We start from the raw sequence: 19,288 nt of genomic DNA, 5'->3' as shown, positions 1-19,288 counted from the left end.
GGTGATAACAGATGTCTGGAAATATAGGGGCAAATCCATTTATCATCTAAGCGCAAAGAGACGTACTATGGAAAACGCTAAAATGAACTCGCTCATCGCCCAGTATCCGTTGGTAAAGGATCTGGTTGCTCTTAAAGAAACCACCTGGTTTAATCCTGGCACGACCTCATTGGCTGAAGGTTTACCTTATGTTGGCCTGACCGAACAGGATGTTCAGGACGCCCATGCGCGCTTATCCCGTTTTGCACCCTATCTGGCAAAAGCATTTGCTGAAACTGCTGCCACTGGGGGGATTATTGAATCAGAACTGGTTGCCATTCCGGCTATGCAAAAACGGCTGGAAAAGGAATATCAACAACCGATCAGCGGGCAACTCCTACTGAAAAAAGATAGCCATTTGCCCATTTCCGGCTCTATAAAAGCACGCGGCGGGATTTATGAAGTCCTGGCACATGCAGAAAAACTGGCTCTGGAAGCGGGGTTGCTGACGCTTGATGATGACTACAGCAAACTGCTTTCTCCGGAGTTTAAACAGTTCTTTAGCCAATACAGCATTGCTGTGGGCTCAACCGGAAATCTGGGGTTATCAATCGGCATTATGAGCGCCCGCATTGGCTTTAAGGTGACAGTTCATATGTCTGCTGATGCCCGGGCATGGAAAAAAGCGAAACTGCGCAGCCATGGCGTTACGGTCGTGGAATATGAGCAAGATTATGGTGTTGCCGTCGAGGAAGGACGTAAAGCAGCGCAGTCTGACCCGAACTGTTTCTTTATTGATGACGAAAATTCCCGCACGTTGTTCCTTGGGTATTCCGTCGCTGGCCAGCGTCTTAAAGCGCAATTTGCCCAGCAAGGCCGTATCGTCGATGCTGATAACCCTCTGTTTGTCTATCTGCCGTGTGGTGTTGGCGGTGGTCCTGGTGGCGTCGCATTCGGGCTTAAACTGGCGTTTGGCGATCATGTTCACTGCTTTTTTGCCGAACCAACGCACTCCCCTTGTATGTTGTTAGGCGTCCATACAGGATTACACGATCAGATTTCTGTTCAGGATATTGGTATCGACAACCTTACCGCAGCGGATGGCCTTGCAGTTGGTCGCGCATCAGGCTTTGTCGGGCGGGCAATGGAGCGTCTGCTGGATGGCTTCTATACCCTTAGCGATCAAACCATGTATGACATGCTTGGCTGGCTGGCGCAGGAAGAAGATATTCGTCTTGAACCTTCAGCACTGGCGGGTATGGCCGGACCTCAGCGCGTGTGTGCATCAGTAAGTTACCAACAGATGCACGGTTTCAGCGCAGAACAATTGCGTAATGCCACTCATCTGGTGTGGGCGACGGGAGGTGGAATGGTGCCGGAAGAAGAGATGAATCAATATCTGGCAAAAGGCCGTTAATAACGTTTCAACGCAGCATCGCAATCCTTTCCCTGGGTGAGCGATGCTGCCGATGGCGCAGACTTAAGATCCCCGGTCTTACCCGCTATAACCCCCTCCTTTTATCATCACCCAACGCCTTTCGCTGTAAACGGCGGTTTCGCAAACCAAACCAAAACCGTAAGTAAGATAAAAGCAATAGCCGCCATACGGAAAATCTCATTTGCAGAAATAGAAAGTGACTGCTGGGTTATTTCATTATTAATTTCATTAAGAACTCCTGAAAGCGAACCATAGTATTTATCCATAATTTGTGACGATGAATTAAACACGGGGTTAAATTGATCGATGGTTGCTGTCAACTGACTATGGTGTAACGATTCGCGTCGTCCCCACAGCGTCATTGTCAACGACGTCCCAACTGATCCTGACAAGGTACGAAAAAAATTACTCATACTCGAGGCATTGGCAAATTTATTATCTGGCAAGCCTGAAAACGAAATCGTTGTTAAGGGTAAAAAGAAACAGGCAACGGCGAATCCCTGGAAAAACTGTGGCAAAATGATGCCTGTAAAATCAATCGTTGGCATAAATGTCACAGAACGCCAGTAATAGCAAACCGCATACATCAAAAAACTGAATGTCACTAACACCCGCATGTCTATTTTATTGCCATAACGTCCTATCAAAGGTGAAATCAATAGTGGCATGATGCCGATGGGCGCATAAGCAAGCCCGGCCCATATCGCATTATACCCCATCGTTTTCTGGAGTAACTGCGGCATAAGGACGATCGCTCCAGAGTAAAATAAATACGCGCAGGTGATACTCACAATACCAATGGTGAAATTACGGGACTTAAACAAACTGAGATCAAGAATCGGGTTCTCTGAGGTCGACTCCCAAATGACTAAAGAGATCAGAGAAATAACTGATACTACTGTTAATATTATTATTGTACTCGAGTTGAACCAATCCAGATCGCGCCCTTTATCAAGCATAATTTGCAAGCTACCAACACCGAGCACTAACAGGGTCAGTCTTGGTAGATTCATTTTTACCGGTGAAGTTTCAGTTTCTCTTCCTTTAAGTAAGGTTAAGCATAATGTCAGGACGATAATCCCCATAGGGACATTGATTAAAAATATCCAACCCCAGCTAAAGTTATCGCAAATATAGCCGCCCAATATCGGCCCACATATCGGAGCGATAATCACGGTCATTGACCATAATGCCAGAGCAAATGTTCTTTTTTCTGGTGGATAATTCCTTAATAATAAACTCTGTGACAGTGGAATTAACGGCCCCGCCATTAATCCCTGAACGACTCTAAAAAATATCAGCACATCAAGATTGGTCGATAAACTACACATTAAGGAAGACAGCGAAAAAAAAGTGACTGAAAGTAAAAATAACCTTAATTCGCCTATTCTTTGTGCCAGCCTGCCGGTAACAGGGATCGCAATGGCATTTGCTACGCCAAACGAGGTGATAACCCAGGTGCCTTCGTCTGTTGATGCTCCCAGAAAGCCAGATATTGTCGGTATTGCGACGTTAGAAATAGTGGAATCCAACATTTGCATAAACGTCGCTAATGACAATGCAATAGTAACGCACCATAACGTCCCACCGGTTAATGGTGCCGGAGTTGATTTAGTGATTGCCATTAAAGTTGTCCATTATGCGAAATAATGTTGCTAATTTCTTTTTCTATCGGACTGGTATCGATAACTAAAGCCTTACTGGTATAAGCAGGCATGGAGGTCACGGTTGAAGCCAGATCAGGCATCTCAGCAATGTCTTCGTCCTTCGTATCAATAGTTGCAGTCATCGATAAACCAATGCGCAAGGGGTGTTCCATGAGTTCTTTTGGATCAAGAGAAACTTCAACCGGTACACGCTGAACGATTTTGATCCAGTTCCCTGTCGCATTTTGTGCAGGTAATAAGGAGAACGCATTGCCGGTTCCCATATTGATCCCTGTCACCCGACCATGAAACACAACATTTTCACCATAAAGATCGCTGATAATATTGACTGATTGACCAATCCGTACATCCGTGAGTTGTGTTTCTTTAAAGTTGGCATTAACCCACATTTGACGTGCCGGTACGACAGCCATTAACGATTGTCCGGAACTCACTGTTTCGCCGACCTGAACACTTCGCTGGGCAATATAGCCAGTAACCGGACTCCTTATATCCGTACGTTTAAGCACCAACCAGGCTTCTTTGGTTGCATCCGCCGCTTCAACTACTTGTGGCTGACGGTTTAATGGTGTGTTCATTACTAAAGCTTTATTCGCTTTATAAGCCTGGATAGCGGCATTCAGTGCCGCTTTGCTACTTATTAACGTATCTTTGGTATGCTCCAGCGTTTCTTTTGAAATAACCCCCTGCTTCGCTAAAGGCACACGACGGTTATAATCTTCTAAAGATTGTTGATACTGAATACGTGCTGAAGCGACTTCGGCACTGTATTGTTTATCCTGTAAGTACAGTTTATTCGTTTGCCGAACAATATTTGCCAGATTATTTTTAGCTTTATTGAGTGCGATAGTGGCATCAGTTTTATCCAGTGAAACTAAAATGTCACCCTGTCGAACGTAGTTCGTATCTTTATGATTAACTACAGTGACACTACCTGAGACTTGTGCAGAAATTGGATCTGCATTCCCCGTGACATAGGCGTCATCTGTACTAATCATGTCTTCTAATTCCATTGACCAATAGGCATAGGCACCTGAAAACGCAATAAATAAAACTATCACCAATAAAGAAAAGTATTTTTTTCTGTTAGACTGTTTTTTATTTGAATTAATCTGTTCCACTATTATCTCTCATTTCGCATAGATGAAATTTATGAATTGAATGAAAAGAGTATTCATTCTTCATATCAAACACAGTGCATGTGTTGCACATTATCCCAGGAACGTTGGAGGCCTAATTTAAATGAGGTGCAAAAAAAACAACAGAGGACTAAACCGTGGCTTTTGCAATACAATTCTTACGCCTGTAGGATTAGTGAGAAGACTTATAGTGCTAACTTGAAACTATAAATCATCGGTATAATCCCTGATTTTATTGTTGACATTTCATTTATGCCTACTATTTATATGGTATACTTGTCGAATTATCTTAAAGGAAGCTCAGATTTTCTTATTTTTATTGAGAAAATGAGATGACGCCTTATGTCTGTATTACTACAGGGAGAAGGGAGATGCTTCATTGCAAAGGGAATAATCTATGAACGCAATAATTATTGATGACCATCCTCTTGCTATCGCAGCAATTCGTAATTTATTGATCAAAAACGATATTGAAATCTTAGCGGAGTTAACTGAAGGCGGAAGCGCCGTTCAGCGGGTGGAAACACTTAAGCCTGATATCGTCATCATTGATGTCGATATCCCCGGAGTTAACGGTATCCAGGTGTTAGAAACGCTGAGGAAGCGCCAATATAGCGGAATTATTATTATCGTCTCCGCTAAAAATGACCATTTTTACGGGAAACATTGTGCTGATGCTGGCGCTAATGGTTTCGTGAGTAAAAAAGAAGGCATGAACAATATCATTGCGGCTATTGAAGCTGCAAAAAATGGCTACTGCTATTTCCCCTTCTCTCTCAACCGGTTTGTTGGAAGTTTAACGTCCGACCAGCAAAAACTCGACTCCTTATCGAAACAAGAAATTAGTGTCATGCGGTATATTCTTGATGGCAAGGATAATAATGACATTGCGGAAAAAATGTTCATCAGCAACAAAACTGTCAGCACGTATAAAAGTCGCCTGATGGAAAAATTAGAATGTAAATCACTGATGGATCTTTACACATTCGCGCAACGTAACAAAATCGGCTAATCACATGAAGTTTTTACCCTATTTTTTTCTTCTCTGTTGTGGTCTTTGGTCGACCATAAGTTTCGCAGACGAAGATTACATCGAATATCGTGGCATCAGTAGTAACAACCGTGTCACACTTGATCCAGTACGTCTGAGCAACAAGGAATTACGTTGGTTAGCGAGCAAAAAAAATCTTGTGATTGCAGTACACAAGTCCCAAACGGCTACCTTGTTGCATACCGATTCGCAGCAACAGGTTCGTGGTATTAATGCTGATTATTTAAATCTTTTAAAAAGAGCGTTAAATATCAAATTAACACTCCGGGAATACGCAGATCATCAAAAAGCAATGGACGCGCTTGCAGAAGGTGAAGTCGATATAGTGTTATCACATTTAGTTACTTCGCCGCCTCTTAATAATGACATTGCTGCAACCAAACCATTGATAATTACCTTTCCGGCGCTGGTAACCACCCTTCACGACTCAATGCGACCGCTTACCTCACCAAAACCAGTAAATATTGCTCGGGTAGCAAATTACCCCCCAGACGAGGTAATTCATCAATCATTTCCAAAAGCAACAATTATCTCTTTTACAAATTTATATCAGGCATTAGCATCCGTCTCAGCTGGGCACAATGATTACTTTATTGGTAGTAACATCATTACCAGCAGTATGATTTCCCGCTATTTCACTCACTCCTTAAATGTAGTGAAATATTATAACTCGCCGCGTCAATATAATTTTTTCTTGACCAGAAAAGAATCTGTCATTCTTAATGAAGTACTCAATAGATTTGTTGATGCTTTAACAAATGAAGTTCGCTATGAAGTATCACAAAATTGGCTTGATACAGGAAACCTGGCCTTTCTGAACAAACCATTAGAACTCACTGAACATGAAAAACAGTGGATTAAGCAGCATCCCAATTTAAAGGTGCTGGAAAATCCTTACTCGCCCCCCTATTCTATGACGGATGAAAATGGCTCGGTTCGGGGCGTTATGGGGGACATTCTTAATATTATTACCTTGCAAACAGGTTTAAATTTTTCTCCGATCACCGTTTCACACAATATCCATGCTGGAACACAGCTTAGCCCCGGAGGATGGGATATAATACCTGGCGCTATTTATAGTGAAGATCGAGAAAATAATGTTTTATTTGCTGAAGCCTTCATAACAACGCCTTACGTTTTTGTCATGCAAAAAGCGCCTGACAGTGAACAAACATTAAAAAAAGGAATGAAAGTTGCCATTCCATATTATTATGAGCTGCATTCGCAATTAAAAGAGATGTATCCGGAGGTTGAATGGATACAGGTCGATAATGCCAGCGCTGCATTTCACAAGGTTAAGGAAGGTGAACTTGATGCTCTGGTCGCGACACAGCTAAATTCGCGTTACATGATCGATCATTACTATCCTAATGAACTTTATCATTTTCTTATTCCTGGCGTTCCGAATGCATCGCTTTCGTTCGCTTTTCCTCGCGGAGAACCGGAACTTAAGGATATTATTAATAAAGCACTGAATGCAATTCCCCCAAGCGAAGTTCTGCGCCTGACGGAAAAATGGATTAAAATGCCCAATGTGACCATTGACACATGGGACCTATATAGCGAGCAATTTTATATTGTTACGACATTATCCGTTTTATTAGTTGGCAGTAGCCTTTTATGGGGATTCTACCTGTTACGCTCAGTTCGTCGTCGTAAAGTCATTCAGGGTGATTTAGAAAACCAAATATCATTCCGAAAAGCACTCTCGGATTCCTTACCGAATCCAACTTATGTTGTAAACTGGCAAGGTAATGTCATTAGTCATAATAGTGCTTTTGAACATTATTTCACTGCGGATTACTACAAAAATGCAATGTTACCATTAGAAAACAGTGACTCACCCTTTAAAGATGTTTTTTCTAATGCGCATGAAGTCACAGCAGAAACGAAAGAAAATCGAACAATATACACACAGGTATTTGAAATTGATAATGGCATCGAGAAAAGATGCATTAATCACTGGCATACATTATGCAATCTTCCTGCAAGTGACAATGCAGTATATATTTGTGGTTGGCAAGATATTACTGAAACGCGTGATCTAATTAATGCACTCGAGGTAGAAAAAAATAAAGCGATAAAGGCTACCGTAGCAAAAAGTCAGTTTCTGGCAACGATGAGTCACGAAATAAGAACACCAATAAGCTCTATTATGGGCTTCCTGGAACTTCTGTCGGGTTCTGGTCTTAGCAAGGAGCAACGGGTGGAGGCGATTTCACTTGCCTACGCCACCGGACAATCACTCCTCGGCTTAATTGGTGAAATCCTTGATGTCGACAAAATTGAATCGGGTAACTATCAACTTCAACCACAATGGGTCGATATCCCTACTTTAGTCCAGAACACTTGTCACTCTTTCGGTGCGATTGCTGCAAGCAAATCGATCGCATTAAGTTGCAGCAGTACATTTCCTGATCATTACCTGGTTAAGATCGACCCTCAGGCGTTTAAGCAGGTCTTATCAAATTTACTGAGTAATGCTCTCAAATTTACCACCGAGGGGGCAGTAAAAATTACGACCTCCCTGGGTCACATTGATGACAACCACGCTGTTATCAAAATGACGATTATGGATTCTGGAAGTGGATTATCGCAGGAAGAACAACAACAACTGTTTAAACGCTACAGCCAAACAAGTGCAGGTCGTCAGCAAACAGGTTCTGGTTTAGGCTTAATGATCTGCAAAGAATTAATTAAAAATATGCAGGGCGATTTATCATTAGAAAGTCATCCAGGCATAGGAACAACATTTACGATCACAATCCCGGTAGAAATTAGCCAGCAAGTGGCGACTGTCGAGGCAAAAGCAGAACAACCCATCACACTACCTGAAAAGTTGAGCATATTAATCGCAGATGATCATCCGACCAACAGGCTATTACTCAAACGCCAGCTAAATCTATTAGGATATGATGTTGATGAAGCCACTGATGGTGTGCAAGCGCTACACAAAGTCAGTATGCAACATTATGATCTGCTTATTACTGACGTTAATATGCCGAATATGGATGGTTTTGAGTTGACTCGCAAACTCCGTGAGCAAAATTCTTCCTTACCCATCTGGGGGCTTACAGCCAACGCACAGGCTAACGAACGTGAAAAAGGGTTAAGTTGCGGCATGAACTTATGTTTGTTCAAACCGTTGACCCTGGATGTACTGAAAACACATTTAAGTCAGTTACACCAGGTTGCGCATATTGCACCTCAGTATCGCCACCTTGATATCGAAGCCCTGAAAAATAATACGGCGAATGATCTACAACTGATGCAGGAGATTCTCATGACTTTCCAGCATGAAACGCATAAAGATCTACCCGCTGCGTTTCATGCACTAGAAGCTGGCGATAACAGAACTTTCCATCAGTGTATTCATCGCATCCACGGTGCGGCTAACATCCTGAATTTGCAAAAGTTGATTAATATTAGCCATCAGTTAGAAATAACACCTGCTTCAGATGACAGTAAGCCTGAAATTCTTCAGCTGCTGAACTCTGTTAAAGAACACATTGCAGAGCTGGACCAGGAGATTGCTGTTTTCTGTCAGAAAAATGACTAAATTGCGGCTCCCACAATGTTCTAATGTGGGAGCTATTTACCAGCACATCTTACATTTATGATGAGAACTCCTGGCGAATTTGTTCCCCATGCTGGTCGAGCGTTGCCGCTCCCGGCATAACATGCGGGTCCGCGCAGCCGCTGATTTTTATCGGATTACCCGGCATCATTATTCCTCCGGCTTCAATCAACATATTTCTCGCCTGAGTTTGTGGCAAATTAATGGCCTCAGCCACACTTAATAACGGCGCGACGGGCACACCAACTTCATGTATTTTGGCTAACCAAACTTCAGCTGCCTGCGTTTTTAACGTTCGCTCAATATATTGTTTAAGAATAGCCTGGTTTTGTACGCGTAAAATATTGCTGCTAAATCGGGGATCATTAACCAGTTCCGTAAGCTCCAGTGCCTGGCATAACGCAGAAAAAAGCTTGTCATTACCACAACAAATCGTAATCGGCTTATCCTGAGTATCGAAAACATCAAAAGGTGCCATGTAGGGATGGCGATTTCCCAGGCGTTGTGGTGACTTCCCTGTCGCAATATATGCCATCAGACCATGCTCCAGAAAACTCAGCGTGGCATCAAACATCGCTATATCGACATGCGCCCCTCTCTGGCTCTTTTCGCGGCCATAAAGTGCACTCACTATTCCGCTGAATAAATAGACACCGCCGCATAGATCCGCAAGAGAGGTACCAACACGCACTGGCGGAGCATCAGGGTACCCTGTTTCCATCATTATCCCACTCATTGCCTGAATGATGGTATCGTAGGCAGGAGCATCTTTTAGCGGACCGGTATGTCCGAAACCTGACGATGAAGCATATATGAGGCGCGGGTTGATTTCTTGTAACCTTTCCCATGAAAACCCCAGTTTTTCCATTGTACCTGGGCGAAAATTCTCAGCTAATACATCAGCTTGTTTGAGCATATTTATAAATATACTTTTATCGTGATCATTCTTTAAATCAAGAACCACACTCTCTTTGCCATGATTAATAAAACTGTAATAGAGTGACTGTCCATCCACATAGGGACCAAATGTGCGGGTATCATCACCATGACCTGGTGGCTCAACTTTAATTACCCTTGCGCCCATATTATAAAGAAGTTGAGTTCCGAAAGGTCCATTAAGGACATGTGTCATATCGATAACTAATAAGCCTTCAAACGGCCCTTTGCTTTCATTATTTGTCATTTGCTTATGCCTTGAAAAAAGCCGAAGGTGAAAAGACACTTCGGCATTTATGTAAAATCAATAACATGATTAATTATGAAACCAGTCGACTGACATAAATCCACAAGGGAGCCGTGACGACAAAGCCCAGTACGCTCACAGCCAATGACGCTGTACCAGTACGGGTGTAGACATTAAACCGGCTGGCAATAATGATTCCGGAGAATGCCGGCGGTAATGCGCCTGCCAGTACCATCATCTGCAAATGTTCGCTGTTCAAATGACATGCCATACCAACGAGAAGCAGCGCCAGTGGCATCAGAATCAACTTCAGGAAGGTGTTATAAGCAATTTCGGCACTGAACTCGAATTTATGTGCAGCCAGAGTCAACCCCGCAGCGAATACCGCTACCCCTGAGTTAGCCTTCGCAATCAGATTAAAGGTTGGGTCCCATGCTGCCGGAATTTTTACCCCAACCAGCACCAGGATCGTTGCCAGAACAGGTGCCCATACTACTGGCTCCTTTGCCGCAGAAATTAATGCGCTCAGATTACTATTCTTCTTACCATCCGCTCCTGAGGAAGGATTCAGCAAATACAGACCAATAGGAATAGTAATTGCGTTAACAATAATAGAAATAATTGCTACCACTAAACCTGTTGATACGGAATCACCATAAATAGGATCGAGAACTGCAAACCCCAGGAATCCAATGGTAGGTGAACCCGCAATTAATGCACATACAGCTGCTTCTGCATGGGTACGTTTAAAAAATTTGTAGCAACCAAACCAGGAGAAAAAGAAACATCCGACAATAACCACAAGTGATACAAGGGTCAGACGAGTGTCCGCAAAAATCATTTCCCTGTTTGCCCGGGTAATAGAAACAAATAGAGCCGCAGGAAGAGCGTAGTTTAATACCAGTTTATTAAATGCGCGGGCTTGATCTTCTGAAAAAGTTTCTCGTCTGCCGCTAAAATAACCCAACAGCATAATTACGATAATAGGCAATAAATCGCCAATAAAAAATGTTAGCATAATAGTATTTCCGATAAGGGTCCCCTCACCATCGCATAATGAGTTGGCAAGAGGAGACGATGTCAGTATTTAATTACCAGCGACTTGTTTTGGGTTAAGTTTGGTAATATGGCCACTTTCAGTTCCTGCTGCAGGGTCGATGACCACATTAATAATGGTCGGTTTGCGCGACTGAATACCGGTGGTTAAAGCATGACGAAGTTCATCTGTCGTGGTGACGTTATAGCCAACGCCACGAAACGCATCCATTAATTTGTCATACCTTGCATGGTGCAACAGATCCGTTGGTGATGGTGCTCCAGCGCCACTGAGATCAACACCGTCTCCTCTGTAGATGCCGCCATTATTAAAAATAACGATCGTCACCGGCAGGTTATATCGACAAATCGTTTCAATTTCCATCCCACTGAAACCAAAAGCACTATCACCTTCAATGGCGACAACCGGAGAACCAGAAGTCACGCTAGCACCGATGGCATAGCCCATACCGATGCCCATGACACCCCAGGTACCACAATCCAGACGACGACGTGGTTTATACATATCAATAATATTTCGTGCATTATCCAGGGTATTTGCACCTTCATTAACTAAATAAATATCCTGGTTCTCGCGCAATACGTCGCGCACAGCACTTAATGCATTAAAGTAATTTAATGGTTGAGTATCTGTACTTAATTTTTCATGCATTTTTTGTGCATTTTGCTGCTTGTGGATATTTAAAATATCGCGCCATACCAGTGGAGTCGTAAATGTGTTTTGTTTCAGTTCTGCCAGCATACCTTGCATACTGGATGCAATATCACCAACGACTGGCACAGCAATGGGGCGGTTGCTGTCAATTTCCTGCGGTTCAATATCCAGTTGAATAAACTGTGTATCTGCCGCCCACCCTTTTTTACCGTGTGCCAATAACCAATTCAGTCGTGCACCAACAAGCATGACAACGTCAGCATTTGCCAGGGCAAACGAACGCGCAGCTGCCGCAGAAAATGGATGCGTATCTTCAAGGATCCCTTTCGCCATAGACATTGGCAGGAATGGAATCTGAGCACTTTCAATAAATTCACGAAGCTGTTCATCAGCTTGTGAATACGCCGCGCCTTTGCCAAGGATAATTAATGGCCGTTCAGCTTTTGCTAAAAGCGAAATTGCGCTAGTGACTGACTTCGGGCATGGCAATAATGCTGGCGACGGATTTTCAACTTTAACAATCGTGGTTAACGCTTCGTCTTTTTCCATCGTCGCGGCCAGGACATTTGCTGGCAAATCAAGATAAACTCCGCCAGGGCGACCCGATACAGAGACCCGGATAGCGCGTGCCAATGCAATGCCAAGATCCTGCGGCTGATTAACGCGAAATGCTGCTTTGGCATACGGTTTTGCCGCATTCATTTGGTCCAGCTCTTCATAATCACCTTGCTGTAGGTCGACGATCGCGCGGTCGCTGGAGCCGCTAATCATGATCATCGGAAAACCATTTACCGTTGCGTTGGCCAATGCGGTCAAACCATTGAGGAATCCTGGCGCAGAAACTGTCAGGCAGATCCCCGGTTTTTGGGTAAGAAAACCGCTTGCCGCAGCGGCATAGCCTGCCGACTGCTCATGACGAAAACCAATATAACGAATACCTTCCGCCTGGGCATGGCGTGCCATATCCGTCACAGGAATACCTACAACACCATAAATAGTGTCAATATTATTCTGTTTTAATGCTTCAACGATGATATGCATACCATCTGTCATTTGAAGTTGATCTGACATGATTAATAACCTCGAAATTTTTATAAATTGGGAGCCAGAAGCCCCCGTTAATATCAGATGGCGTGGTTTTGCTTCATTGCAGCAATTTCATCGTCGCTATAACCCAGCTCCTGCAATACAGCAGCGGTATGTTCACCTAATAGCGGCGCAGCTTTAATATCCGGCGTAAAGGCAGAGAATTTCATTGGACAACCAACGGTCAGATATTTTCCACGCAACGGTTGTTCCACTTCAACAACACTGCCACTTTGGCGCAAAGAGGGATCAAGTGAAATTTCTTTCATACTTAAAACCGGTGCACAAGGAATATCAAACTGAGTCAAATAGGCCACCGCTTCATGTTTATCAATAGTGACAGTGTATTTTTCGATTTCAGCAAAAATATCGAAAATATGTGGCTGTCGGGCATGGGCTGTACTGTATGCCGGATCGGTAATCCATTCTGGTTTGCCGATGGCTTTACAGGTGTTTTCCCAGTTTTGCTCCTGAATAGTGAAATAAATATAGGCGTTAGGATCGGTTTCCCAGCCTTTACATTTCAGGATCCAGCCAGGCTGACCGCCACCACCTGCATTACCACCGCGGGGAACTGCATCACCAAATGTACCATTCGGATACTGCGGGTATTCTTCCAGATAACCCAATTTATCGAGACGCTGCTGGTCACGTAATTTCACGCGGCAAAGGTTCAATACGGCATCCTGCATTGACATGGTGACTCGTTGCCCACGCCCCGTTTTTTCGCGATGCAGCAAAGCAGCAAGTAAACCGATCAGCAAATGCATTCCGGTGTTGCTGTCACCCAACGCTGCAGCGCTTACCAGCGGCGGACCATCCCAAAAACCCGTAGTGGATGCCGCGCCACCCGCTGCCTGAGCAACGTTTTCATAGGCTTTTACATTCACATAAGGGGAACACTCATCAAACCCTTTGATCGAACCAAAAATCAGACGTGGATTGATTTCTTGAATATGCTCCCAGGTGAAGCCCATGTGATCAATGGCCCCTGGATGAAAGTTCTCGACTAAGATATCAGCTTCGCGGATCAGCTTTTCCATTACCTCTTTGCCTTCCGCCGTTTTGGTATTTAACTCAATAGAACGTTTGTTACTGTTAAGCATGGTGAAGTAAAGCGCATCGATATCAGGAATATCTCGCAGTTGGTGACGCGTTACGTCACCAACGCCGGGACGTTCAATTTTAATAACGTCAGCGCCAAACCAGGCCAGCATTTGAGTACAAGATGGGCCAGATTGCACACCGGTGAAATCGAGAACTTTAATTCCTTGAAGTGGAGTTGACATAGCAATACCTATTAGTTAATTAAATATGTGTTAATTTAGCGTTTATTTAAGGCATAACGCCCTCTATAAATAATCTGCAAAATATCTTCGTAGCGGCACTCGATATTTTTAAATTCCTGTATCAAGTACTGAAAATTATTTCATCGCCACTTCCAATTCCTTTCTGCATGGTAAGTAGTGAGGACGAAAAGAAGAATATGATAAATATTGATTCGTGGTAATCAGAGAGAGTCGCGACATTTGTGATGTTATTCTTACAACTGTAAGAAGCGCCGGTGATTTACAAGTAAGAGTATGATTACGCTTTTTAAAGCGTACCATAAAGCATAACATAATAAATGATTTGTGATGACACGGGATTATTGTGGTTTACTTTGAGGAAAATAAAATGCGTGTTTATAGAACCGCGAGCGCCAAATAATTTTATGACCACAACCTGTCGTATTGTGGTCATAAAAAATTGTCGGCTGGAGGGAGTTAAATCCTTTACCTCAATATACTGCCTGTCAGCATTAGTTCACAAACAGTGCTTCGCTATCGACGATGATTCCATCTTCCGCACCTTTAAGCGCCAGGTTTGCCTCGTAGTATTGCTTTTTATCAAGCAGTTTCTGCGCATCAGCAAGTGCATTACGAGTCTGTTTAAGCGGCATCAGATATTGGTTTTCCATTACGCCAACACCGGCCAGGCGAAGCTCTTCCATTGCGCCCTTTTTATCCCCTTTCGCCATTTTTTCATTGGCAATTTTTATCGCGGCTTCTTTTTCGGGTGTTGCTACATAACTCTCAGAAATTCCGACAGATGCATTAATGACAATATATTGGTCATCATTGAGATTGGTCTTTTTACCTGGCTTAGCGAACTTTGCCCATTCGGTACTGTCATCTGACAGCAAAGCGGAAGCTTCATTGGTCAGTTCTTTTGCCTTTTCCGGATCGCCATGAAACAGAGCCAGGCGCGCTACCTGCACGTCACGCATCGCATATAAACCTTGTTCAGAGATACGCTCTGCTGCTGCCGTTTTCTGGGTTTGCTGAGTTTGCTGTTGTGCCGCTACCGGTGCATTATCAGCAGCCCATACAGTTGAAGATGCCAGAATTGCTGTGACCATCGTAGCCATAATTAAACGTTTCATACTTACCTCATTCTTTAACAGTTTTAGAAAACGCCGCCATCATATTGGGTGAGCATGAAATGAGAAATCAGAGAGCAACGGTCATTTTGAAAGGGTTATCTTACAATTGTAGTTATTATCGCAAAGCGGCATTTAGTCTTACAGTTGTAGGAATATGCCTCCTGTCGCAGAGAACTATTCTTATATACCACAAAGAGATGTCATTTATTATATTGATGTAAATATTGATTAATTATATGTAAATACAGCCATAACATCGTATGGTTCTCAGTGAACCATTTTCAGGATAACTTTCTATGAAAGTAAACTTAATACTTTTCAGCTTATTTTTATTGGTCTCTATTATGGCATGCAATGTTTTTGCATTTTCCATTTCTGGTGGTGTAAGTGAGAGGAGCTATAAAGAGACTGAAAAAACATCAGCGATGACGACCACACACTCTACAAAACTTCAGCCATCACAGGCGATTTTGTTTAAGATGAGAGAAGATGTGCCACCATTAAACCTCACAGAAGAAATCACGCCTACTTATCCGACAAAGGCGAATTATCTTATTCATCCTGTGCGATAGCGTCTGTCACATGGCAGGTGAACAATCATGTCTGATGCTGATGTGAACACCTGCCCAAATGAGCCATCCTGACCCACTATCGCCTGCCATACCCCACCATAAAGCGAATCATCAAGCCACAAGCCGGGGCAAGAAACATAAATATCCCCGTCACCAGTTCATTACCGCCAGTTAACCACATGGTGAAGTAATAAATGAGTGCAGCGAGGATCACCATGCCGAAGAAAGAAGAGACCGCCGATACCACGTTCAGTACCTGACCGATGTAGCCGCTTACGCAGACAATACACAGGGCGAGAAACATCCATAAATAAATCATAGCTCAACCTCCTGCCGCGCTAAAAAACCTGTAACTTCAGTCACTTTAATAGTAAGACAATCCTTAACCTCTGGCAATTTTTGCTAAGCATCAATGAAAACAGCACGTTAAATGCAACGCTATTGCGTGCGGAAAATTTTTTACTTTGCACGATTAATAATCAGTAGCTGAAAGCAGTCAGCCAGTGATAAAGTAGAGCCACCGCATTCATGCTCCTCGTGGTTATGTCCTGACTAGTCTTTACACTCTTTACAGGAACCATTGTCGTACATGATGGCCCAACCAATTGAGTGTACCGCTGTCGACATGGAATCTTCTGCGATACAACAATTCGTATCTACAGAAGGTAACTATGTTTCCACAATGCAAATTTTCCCGCGAGTTTCTACATCCTCGCTACTGGCTCACATGGTTTGGGCTTGGTGTACTCTGGCTTTGGGTACAGCTTCCTTATCCTGTTCTCTGCTTTCTCGGCACGCGTATTGGCGCAATGGCGCGACCATTCCTGAAACGTCGTGAATCTATCGCCCGTAAAAACCTGGAACTTTGTTTCCCGCAGCATTCTGCGGAAGAACGCGAGAAGATGATTGCCGAAAACTTTCGTTCACTCGGCATGGCGCTGGTAGAAACCGGCATGGCATGGTTCTGGCCCGACAGTCGCGTACGTAAATGGTTTGATGTTGAAGGGTTGGATAACCTTAAACGCGCACAAATGCAAAATCGCGGCGTAATGGTTGTCGGCGTCCATTTTATGTCGCTGGAACTGGGCGGCCGCGTGATGGGACTGTGCCAACCAATGATGGCTACCTATCGTCCACATAATAATCAGCTGATGGAATGGGTGCAGACCCGTGGGCGCATGCGCTCTAACAAAGCGATGATCGGCAGAAATAATCTGCGCGGCATTGTCGGTGCACTGAAGAAAGGTGAAGCGGTATGGTTTGCTCCCGATCAGGATTATGGTCGTAAAGGCAGCTCCTTCGCGCCGTTCTTTGCGGTGGAAAATGTCGCCACAACCAATGGCACCTATGTTCTCTCCCGTCTCTCTGGCGCAGCCATGTTGACCGTAACGATGGTAAGAAAAGCGGATTACAGCGGATATCGTTTGTTCATCACCCCAGAGATGGAAGGCTACCCGACAGATGAAAATCAAGCCGCTGCCTATATGAACAAGATTATCGAGAAAGAGATCATGCGCGCACCGGAGCAGTACCTCTGGATCCACCGTCGCTTTAAAACGCGCCCGGTGGGAGAATCGTCGTTGTACATTTAACAAACTGCTCTTACTCTTTCCCTCCTCAAATCGGCCATAATAACCTCATGGTTTTTATGGCTTTTTTCTTAAGTTTTTTCCTTCGCTGAATATCTAATTATTACCGTCAGAAATTAAACTGTCGCCGATATGAGACACTTGTAAGTTACTAAAAGTAAATAAGAAAATGCCTCTTGTCTCGTTTCAGTTTTAGGCGTACATTAGCGCCGTCTCGAGCAGTTTAGCTCAGAATTCTGGGGTGATGCCCACGGTAAAATACAGGGCTTTTAAGGTCGCTTTGCCCGGTGTCAACTCACTGTATCAGGTGTAATGAAGTCATTCAGGCGTAACAGTAATTACGCGGAGAGATGTAAAGTGAAATATTTCTTTATGGGCATTTCTTTTATGGTCATCGTTTGGGCCGGTACTTTTGCCCTGATGATCTAAAAGCAAACTGTGCAATGAAAAACAGGAGCCATCAGGCTCCTGTTTGCATTTCTGACGACGGTGTTTATTCCGCGTTTTCGTGAATATGTTTGCTGCTGGCAGGTAGTAAACCGTCGGCACGGAACATCGCTTTAATCCCTCTGATGGCCTGACGAATACGGTCGCGGTTTTCAATCAGTGCAAAGCGAACATGCGTATCACCATAGTCGCCAAAGCCAATCCCCGGCGAGACACAAACCTTCGCTTCGTTAAGGAGCTTCTTGGCAAATTCCAGCGATCCCATGGCCGCATATGGTTCCGGGATTTTCGCCCAGACATACATCGAAGCCTTCGGCATTTCGACCATCCAGCCCGCTTCATGCAGCCCTTTAACCAATACATCACGACGGCGTTTGTACTGTTCGGCAATGTCGCGCACGCACTGTTGATCGCCCTCGAGTGCCGCAATCGCCGCCACCTGCAACGGCGTAAAAGTGCCGTAATCGTGATAGCTTTTGATTCGCGCCAGGGCACTGACCAGCGTTTTGTTGCCGACCATAAAGCCGATACGCCAGCCCGCCATGTTGTAGCTTTTCGACAGCGTAAAGAACTCGACCGCCACATCGCGTGCACCCGGCACCTGCATAATTGACGGCGCTTTCCAGCCATCGTAGACGATATCGGCATAGGCCAGGTCATGGACCACCAGCACATCGTAGCGTTTCGCCAGCGCCACAACCTTTTCGAAGAACTCCAGTTCCACGCATTGCGCGGTTGGGTTCGACGGGAAGCCGAGGATCATCATCTTCGGTTTCGGATAACTTTCACGAATGGCGCGCTCCAGTTCGTTGAAGAAATCGACACCTTCCACCAGCGGCACTGAGCGTACCTGCGCCCCGGCAATCACCGCGCCATAAATATGGATCGGGTAACTTGGATTCGGCACCAGCACCGTGTCACCATGATCCAGCGTCGCCAGCATCAGATGCGCCAGGCCCTCTTTCGAACCAATAGTGACGATGGCTTCTGATTCCGGGTCGATTTCAACGTCGTAGCGATCCTGATACCAGCGGGAAATGGCGCGACGTAACCGCGGAATGCCGCGTGAAGTGGAGTAACCATGCGTGTCCGGGCGCTGGGCCACAGTACATAATTTTTCGACGATATGCGGCGGAGTCGCACCGTCCGGGTTACCCATGCTGAAATCGATAATATCTTCGCCGCGCCGACGCGCAGCCATTTTCAGTTCAGCGGTGATGTTAAAAACGTAGGGCGGGAGACGATCAATGCGCGTAAAGCGACGTTCAGGGCGAGTGTCAGCCATAATTTCCTCAGATTAACGTTAGCGCCCGGACCGTCCGAGCGACGCTGCCACAATGGTGGCTGTTTTGAAAATAGCCTGATTAATTTCTGTCTGTCCAGCGTTTTAGAACATTTTTATCAATAGATTTAAATGAGGAACT

General features: G+C 44.4%; 15 protein-coding genes. 6 read left to right on the top strand and 9 right to left on the bottom strand.

Annotated elements, in window-relative coordinates; genetic code table 11:
• Nucleotides 1-67 precede the first annotated feature (67 nt).
• Nucleotides 68-1,396, top strand: a complete 1,329-nt coding sequence (gene dsdA, locus ACUU1M_RS12470) for a D-serine ammonia-lyase (protein WP_000426406.1) — start codon at nt 68-70, stop codon at nt 1,394-1,396.
• A gap of 107 nt (nt 1,397-1,503) precedes the next feature.
• Here dsdA and emrY read toward each other — a convergent pair whose 3' ends face one another.
• Both emrY and emrK read right to left on the bottom strand, forming a co-directional pair.
• The gene (gene emrY / locus ACUU1M_RS12465; RefSeq protein ID WP_134799653.1) at nt 1,504-3,042 is read right to left on the bottom strand and encodes a multidrug efflux MFS transporter permease subunit EmrY; all 1,539 of its coding nucleotides are present in this window, start codon (nt 3,040-3,042) and stop codon (nt 1,504-1,506) included.
• Nucleotides 3,042-4,205, bottom strand: coding sequence for a multidrug efflux MFS transporter periplasmic adaptor subunit EmrK (gene emrK, locus ACUU1M_RS12460; protein WP_000435187.1), 1,164 nt, complete (start codon nt 4,203-4,205; stop codon nt 3,042-3,044). Before emrK ends, emrY begins: the two co-directional genes overlap by 1 nt.
• A 415-nt stretch (nt 4,206-4,620) precedes the next feature.
• Here emrK and evgA point away from each other — a divergent pair, with 415 nt between their 5' ends.
• The gene (evgA, locus tag ACUU1M_RS12455) at nt 4,621-5,235 is read left to right on the top strand and encodes an acid-sensing system DNA-binding response regulator EvgA (protein WP_000991370.1); all 615 of its coding nucleotides are present in this window, start codon (nt 4,621-4,623) and stop codon (nt 5,233-5,235) included.
• A 4-nt stretch (nt 5,236-5,239) separates the two neighbouring features.
• Nucleotides 5,240-8,833, top strand: a complete 3,594-nt coding sequence (gene evgS / locus ACUU1M_RS12450) for an acid-sensing system histidine kinase EvgS (protein ID WP_005070035.1) — start codon at nt 5,240-5,242, stop codon at nt 8,831-8,833.
• A gap of 55 nt (nt 8,834-8,888) precedes the next feature.
• Here the strand turns inward: evgS and yfdE are convergent, their stop codons facing one another.
• From yfdE to ACUU1M_RS12425, 5 genes are all read right to left on the bottom strand, one after another.
• Nucleotides 8,889-10,034 carry a CoA:oxalate CoA-transferase gene (gene yfdE / locus ACUU1M_RS12445; protein WP_005076142.1) on the bottom strand — a complete coding sequence of 382 codons (1,146 nt, stop codon included), beginning with the start codon at nt 10,032-10,034 and terminating at the stop codon, nt 8,889-8,891.
• Nucleotides 10,035-10,107: 73 nt separating this feature from the next.
• The gene (gene yfdV / locus ACUU1M_RS12440; RefSeq protein ID WP_000955028.1) at nt 10,108-11,052 is read right to left on the bottom strand and encodes a transporter YfdV; all 945 of its coding nucleotides are present in this window, start codon (nt 11,050-11,052) and stop codon (nt 10,108-10,110) included.
• A 69-nt stretch (nt 11,053-11,121) separates the two neighbouring features.
• Nucleotides 11,122-12,816 carry an oxalyl-CoA decarboxylase gene (gene oxc / locus ACUU1M_RS12435; protein ID WP_001283484.1) on the bottom strand — a complete coding sequence of 565 codons (1,695 nt, stop codon included), beginning with the start codon at nt 12,814-12,816 and terminating at the stop codon, nt 11,122-11,124.
• A 53-nt stretch (nt 12,817-12,869) separates the two neighbouring features.
• A complete protein-coding gene (gene frc, locus ACUU1M_RS12430; RefSeq protein WP_000106759.1) occupies nt 12,870-14,120 on the bottom strand; it encodes a formyl-CoA transferase in 1,251 nt (416 codons plus the stop codon).
• A 512-nt stretch (nt 14,121-14,632) separates the two neighbouring features.
• Nucleotides 14,633-15,256: a YfdX family protein gene (locus ACUU1M_RS12425; RefSeq protein ID WP_000825597.1), complete on the bottom strand. Its 624-nt coding sequence runs from the start codon at nt 15,254-15,256 to the stop codon at nt 14,633-14,635.
• 296 nt (nt 15,257-15,552) lie between these two features.
• Here ACUU1M_RS12425 and ypdI point away from each other — a divergent pair, with 296 nt between their 5' ends.
• Nucleotides 15,553-15,828, top strand: coding sequence for a colanic acid biosynthesis lipoprotein YpdI (gene ypdI, locus ACUU1M_RS12420; protein WP_000867638.1), 276 nt, complete (start codon nt 15,553-15,555; stop codon nt 15,826-15,828).
• A gap of 76 nt (nt 15,829-15,904) precedes the next feature.
• Here ypdI and ACUU1M_RS12415 read toward each other — a convergent pair whose 3' ends face one another.
• Entirely contained in the window at nt 15,905-16,147 is a 243-nt protein-coding gene (locus ACUU1M_RS12415) for a YfdY family protein (RefSeq protein ID WP_000639883.1), read from the bottom strand.
• Nucleotides 16,148-16,499: 352 nt separating this feature from the next.
• On the opposite strand from ACUU1M_RS12415, the gene lpxP reads away from it, so the two are divergent.
• Nucleotides 16,500-17,420, top strand: coding sequence for a kdo(2)-lipid IV(A) palmitoleoyltransferase (gene lpxP / locus ACUU1M_RS12410; protein WP_000484404.1), 921 nt, complete (start codon nt 16,500-16,502; stop codon nt 17,418-17,420).
• Nucleotides 17,421-17,774: 354 nt separating this feature from the next.
• Nucleotides 17,775-17,846, top strand: a complete 72-nt coding sequence (ypdK, locus tag ACUU1M_RS12405) for a membrane protein YpdK (RefSeq protein WP_010723117.1) — start codon at nt 17,775-17,777, stop codon at nt 17,844-17,846.
• Nucleotides 17,847-17,910: 64 nt separating this feature from the next.
• Here ypdK and alaC read toward each other — a convergent pair whose 3' ends face one another.
• Entirely contained in the window at nt 17,911-19,149 is a 1,239-nt protein-coding gene (gene alaC, locus ACUU1M_RS12400) for an alanine transaminase (RefSeq protein ID WP_000785931.1), read from the bottom strand.
• Nucleotides 19,150-19,288 lie beyond the last annotated feature (139 nt).

The sequence above is a fragment of the Shigella sp. SIG6 genome (assembly GCF_053555815.1).
Note: the sequence above shows the minus strand (reverse complement) of the source record. Positions and strands in the feature narration are given on the sequence as shown.

Coding starts and splice junctions, on each gene's coding strand:
- dsdA (WP_000426406.1), top strand. CDS start 68: ATGGAAAACGCTAAAATGAACTCGCTCATCGCCCAGTATCCGTTGGTA.
- emrY (WP_134799653.1), bottom strand. CDS start 3,042: ATGGCAATCACTAAATCAACTCCGGCACCATTAACCGGTGGGACGTTA.
- evgA (WP_000991370.1), top strand. CDS start 4,621: ATGAACGCAATAATTATTGATGACCATCCTCTTGCTATCGCAGCAATT.
- evgS (WP_005070035.1), top strand. CDS start 5,240: ATGAAGTTTTTACCCTATTTTTTTCTTCTCTGTTGTGGTCTTTGGTCG.
- yfdE (WP_005076142.1), bottom strand. CDS start 10,034: ATGACAAATAATGAAAGCAAAGGGCCGTTTGAAGGCTTATTAGTTATC.
- yfdV (WP_000955028.1), bottom strand. CDS start 11,052: ATGCTAACATTTTTTATTGGCGATTTATTGCCTATTATCGTAATTATG.
- oxc (WP_001283484.1), bottom strand. CDS start 12,816: ATGTCAGATCAACTTCAAATGACAGATGGTATGCATATCATCGTTGAA.
- frc (WP_000106759.1), bottom strand. CDS start 14,120: ATGTCAACTCCACTTCAAGGAATTAAAGTTCTCGATTTCACCGGTGTG.
- ACUU1M_RS12425 (WP_000825597.1), bottom strand. CDS start 15,256: ATGAAACGTTTAATTATGGCTACGATGGTCACAGCAATTCTGGCATCT.
- ypdI (WP_000867638.1), top strand. CDS start 15,553: ATGAAAGTAAACTTAATACTTTTCAGCTTATTTTTATTGGTCTCTATT.
- ACUU1M_RS12415 (WP_000639883.1), bottom strand. CDS start 16,147: ATGATTTATTTATGGATGTTTCTCGCCCTGTGTATTGTCTGCGTAAGC.
- lpxP (WP_000484404.1), top strand. CDS start 16,500: ATGTTTCCACAATGCAAATTTTCCCGCGAGTTTCTACATCCTCGCTAC.
- alaC (WP_000785931.1), bottom strand. CDS start 19,149: ATGGCTGACACTCGCCCTGAACGTCGCTTTACGCGCATTGATCGTCTC.